Annotated in this window: 3 protein-coding genes; 2 read left to right on the plus strand and 1 reads right to left on the minus strand. The window is 59.0% G+C overall.

Annotated elements, in window-relative coordinates:
* Positions 1–243: 243 nt before the first annotated feature.
* A complete protein-coding gene (locus AC2TDA_RS22820; RefSeq protein WP_480881412.1) occupies positions 244–1,134 on the minus strand; it encodes a LysR family transcriptional regulator in 891 nt (296 codons plus the stop codon).
* 110 nt (positions 1,135–1,244) lie between these two features.
* Between AC2TDA_RS22820 and AC2TDA_RS22825 the strand changes: the two genes are divergently transcribed.
* Both AC2TDA_RS22825 and AC2TDA_RS22830 read left to right on the plus strand, forming a co-directional pair.
* Positions 1,245–2,129, plus strand: coding sequence for an NmrA/HSCARG family protein (locus tag AC2TDA_RS22825; protein ID WP_480881411.1), 885 nt, complete (start codon positions 1,245–1,247; stop codon positions 2,127–2,129).
* Between the two features lie 61 nt (positions 2,130–2,190).
* The gene (locus AC2TDA_RS22830; protein ID WP_480881410.1) at positions 2,191–3,573 is read left to right on the plus strand and encodes an MATE family efflux transporter; all 1,383 of its coding nucleotides are present in this window, start codon (positions 2,191–2,193) and stop codon (positions 3,571–3,573) included.
* Positions 3,574–3,599: the final 26 nt, after the last annotated feature.

Below are 3,599 nucleotides of genomic sequence, written 5' to 3' on the forward strand. Positions count from 1 at the left end.
GGATGTCCGGAATGGGCGCGCCTGCGCTGGCCGACGTACTTCCGCAAGGGTGAATAGCTGTGCTGCAACAGATGACAGCTTTTGAGCCGGGACGAATGCTGCGCCTCGCATGAAGGTCCGCTATCGTAACTCTGCTTCTATCGCCTCGGGTATCCGGTGGATTTGAGATCCAGCGACAATTCGGAGGCGGCTATGTCGGTTTCTGCCTCCCCACGTCAACGAAGTTTCACGAGTGACTGCCAATCACGAAACGAGCTTCTTCTCATCGATCAGGTCCATGAATGCGCGCACTTTGATCGGTAGATGTCGGTTGCTGGCGTAGACTGCATAGAGGCCCTGGCTGGGGGTCGCATATGAGTCGAGAACGCGAACCAAACGACCTGCTGCGATGTATCCCTGAACGGGCTCCTCGGGTAGCAGCGCGATGCCGAGGCCAGCGAGGGCCGCGTCCGTGACCACATCCATGCTTTGGCTGGCCAGTCGCGGTTGGACTGTGGCGCGAATGTCGGCGCCGCCCGCGTGTACAAGTGCCCAGCTGTCATCGGCAAGCCCAGCACTGTGGACAATCGCATCGTGACGGTCGAGATCTTGGATCACTTTCGGTTCACCCCTCTCAGCGAGATAGGCGGGGCTGGCGCAGAGAATGCGCCGGGTCGTGGCCAGTTTTCGCGCAATCAGCGATGAATCCGGCAACTGGCCAAAGCGAAAGGCGAGGTCGATCCGTTGCGCAATCAGATCGACATAGGCATCGCCGAGCAGCAATTCGACTTTCGTTTCAGGATATAACTTGAGGTACTCCGTCACCCAATCGGTGAAGACGCCGGTTCCGAAGGCGGCCGGAGCCGCGATGCGAAGCACGCCCTTGGGCCGCGCCACGGTTTCGGTCACCAGGTCGTTCGCGGCGGTCAGTTCTTCGAAGCCTCGCCGGCAAAGCGCGTAATAGGACTGGCCGATATCTGTCAGCGTTACTTTGCGCGTAGTGCGATGAAACAGACGCACGCCGAGGTCGGCCTCCAAACCGCTGATCTTGCGGCTGATGCTGCCTTTGGGAATGCCAAGCTCTCTGGCGCCGCCGGAAAACGTGCCCGCATCGGCGACTGCGACGAAAGCGGCAACGGAATTGTAATCGATCATTGGGAGTCCTTATTGGCGCACACAGGAAACTATAAAGCGTATTTTACGCACCTAATACAACAATTCGTTTGCACCTAATTTCGGATCAGATTGAAAAAAGGAGAGTTCAAATGACTGACCAAAAAACTGTATTGGTTGCCGGTGCAACCGGGGCGCAGGGTGGATCTGTGGTGACAGCCCTGCTCGAAAAGGGCCACAAGATCATCGCGCTGACCCGCAACCCGGAAGGTGCGGCGGCTGTCGCGCTCGCGCAGCGCGGCGTCGATCTGCGTTCCGGCGATTTCACCGATCCCGCCTCTCTTCAGGCGGCGGCGGAAGGCACGGATGCCGCATTCATGGTGACCACACCGTTCGAAACCGGCCCCGAAAGTGAGGTAGCCCAGGGCAAGGCCATGATCGAAGCGCTTCAGGCCGCTAAGGTCGGCCATGTCGTGTTTTCGTCGGTTGGCAGCGCCGACAAGGCGACCGGGGTTCCGCATTTCGACAGCAAATATCGCGTCGAAGAAATGCTGATAGAGTCCGGGCTGAACTACTCTATCGTTGCGCCGGTCTATTTCATGGACAACCTACTGTCACCCTGGGGCTTGCCGGCCTTGCAGCAGGGCAGTGTCGCCGCCGCCTTGCCTGCCGAACGTATGCTGCAACAGGTCGCCGTTCAGAACATCGGAGAATTCGCGGCGGCGCTGATCGAGAGGGGCGCGTCGGTTTATGGTAAGCGCTACGACATCGCTGGCGACAAACTCACCATGGCCGATGCGGTGGAGCTGGTTTCCGGGGCGAGCGGGCGCGAGATCGCCTTCCATGGTTTCCCGGTCGAAGCACTCAAGGAGCAAAGCGAAGACCTGGCACTGATGTTCGCCTGGTTCGATGAAGTCGGATATACGGCCGATATCTCTGCGCTGAGGGCCGAGTTTGCAGAGGTGAACTGGCTGTCGTATGGCGACTGGCTCGCCCAGCAGGATTGGCTCATTCTCGAACAGGCACCGGCCGCCTGATGCAATCCCAACGGCGGGCCGTAGCGGCCCGCCTTTCAAACCGAGAGACCGGAGAATTCCTTTGGCCGACGCTTCCTCCCGCATTCTACAGGCGCCCGTTCACCGCACGCTGATGTTCATGGCGGCGCCTGTCAGTCTTGGCATGCTGACGACCTTTCTGTTTCAGATCGTCGACACCTATTTCATAGGCCAACTCGGTTCGACCGCGCTTGCCGCACTGTCATTCTCGTCGACGGCGTATTTCGTTCTGCTGTCGATCTTCATGGGGCTCTCCGTCGGAACCGCGGCGGTGGTGGCCCGCAGCGTCGGGCAGGGTAATCGCGGGGCGGCTGCGAGGCTGTCTGTGGTCTCTCTGATATTGACACTCTTACTATCGGTCGGGTTCAGTTGGATCGGGTTTCAAACCATAGATGAGGCCTTCACCGCCATCGGTGCCGACCAGAAGACGCTTCCGCTTATTCGCGACTACATGGGCATCCTCTATCCGGCCCTGCCGTTCCTGATGCTTGGTATCGTGGCCAGCGCCGCGGTCCGCGGCACCGGCATTGTCGGAACCGCCGAGATCATTTTTGCCATCGGCAGTGTCATCAATCTGGTGTTCGACTATCTGCTGATCTTCGGCATCGGCCCGTTCCCGGAATTGGGCATGGCGGGGGCGGCCCTGGCCTCGGGCCTGTCATTCGCATTCATCGCCGTTGCCATGCTAGTTATCATGTTCCGACATGGGCTGCTTGCCTTTGCAGATCTGCGCAGTATCGCCATTCTGGTCGCGGCGGCTCTCGACATCCTGCGCCTGGGGCTGCCCACCGTCGCCACGCAAAGCCTGGTGCCGCTGACCGGCCTGATGATGACTTTTGCCCTTGCAGGTTATGGTGCAGAGGTCGTCGCTGCCTTTGGCGTTGCCAACCGGGTCGAGACTTTGGCCCTGGTCGGCGTATTTGCGATCAGCGCAACGATCACGCCTTTCGTGGCTCAGAATTTCGGCGCCGAAAACCATGACCGGATTGACGCCGCGGCGATATTCACCGGACGGTTGGCGCTGATCATGGGGTTTGTCCTGTTTCTAATACTCTTTGCCTTTGGTCGCCAGGTTGCCCGCATCTTCTCGGATGACCCCGAGGTTGTCCGCCTAGTCACACTCTACTTCCGGATTGTCGCCCTTTCTTATGGATTCATCGGCTTGCTGAACATGATCGCCGCCATTCTGGTAGGCCTGCAAATGCCCGGGCTGTCGCTGCGCCTGATGCTCGTCAAAACCTTTGCATTGACCGTTCCGCTGCTTGCTATTGCTTCATTCCTCGGTGTTCAGCCCGTTCTGGTGGCGCTGTCGCTCTCGAATATCCTCGCCGGTATTCTTGCTGTCTTTGTTCTCAAGAGATCGGCCCAAAAATACGACAGGCCGCTCGGCTATCTGAAGTTTCGCTCAGCATTGTTCGGACGGTAGTCCTGTTGCTTAGAAACCCTGCGTAG

This window comes from Ruegeria sp. HKCCD6426 (assembly GCF_057221115.1).

Bases quoted from the DNA above. Each gene is read 5' to 3' on its own strand.
- AC2TDA_RS22820 (WP_480881412.1), bottom strand. From the start codon at position 1,134: ATGATCGATTACAATTCCGTTGCCGCTTTCGTCGCAGTCGCCGATGCG.
- AC2TDA_RS22825 (WP_480881411.1), top strand. From the start codon at position 1,245: ATGACTGACCAAAAAACTGTATTGGTTGCCGGTGCAACCGGGGCGCAG.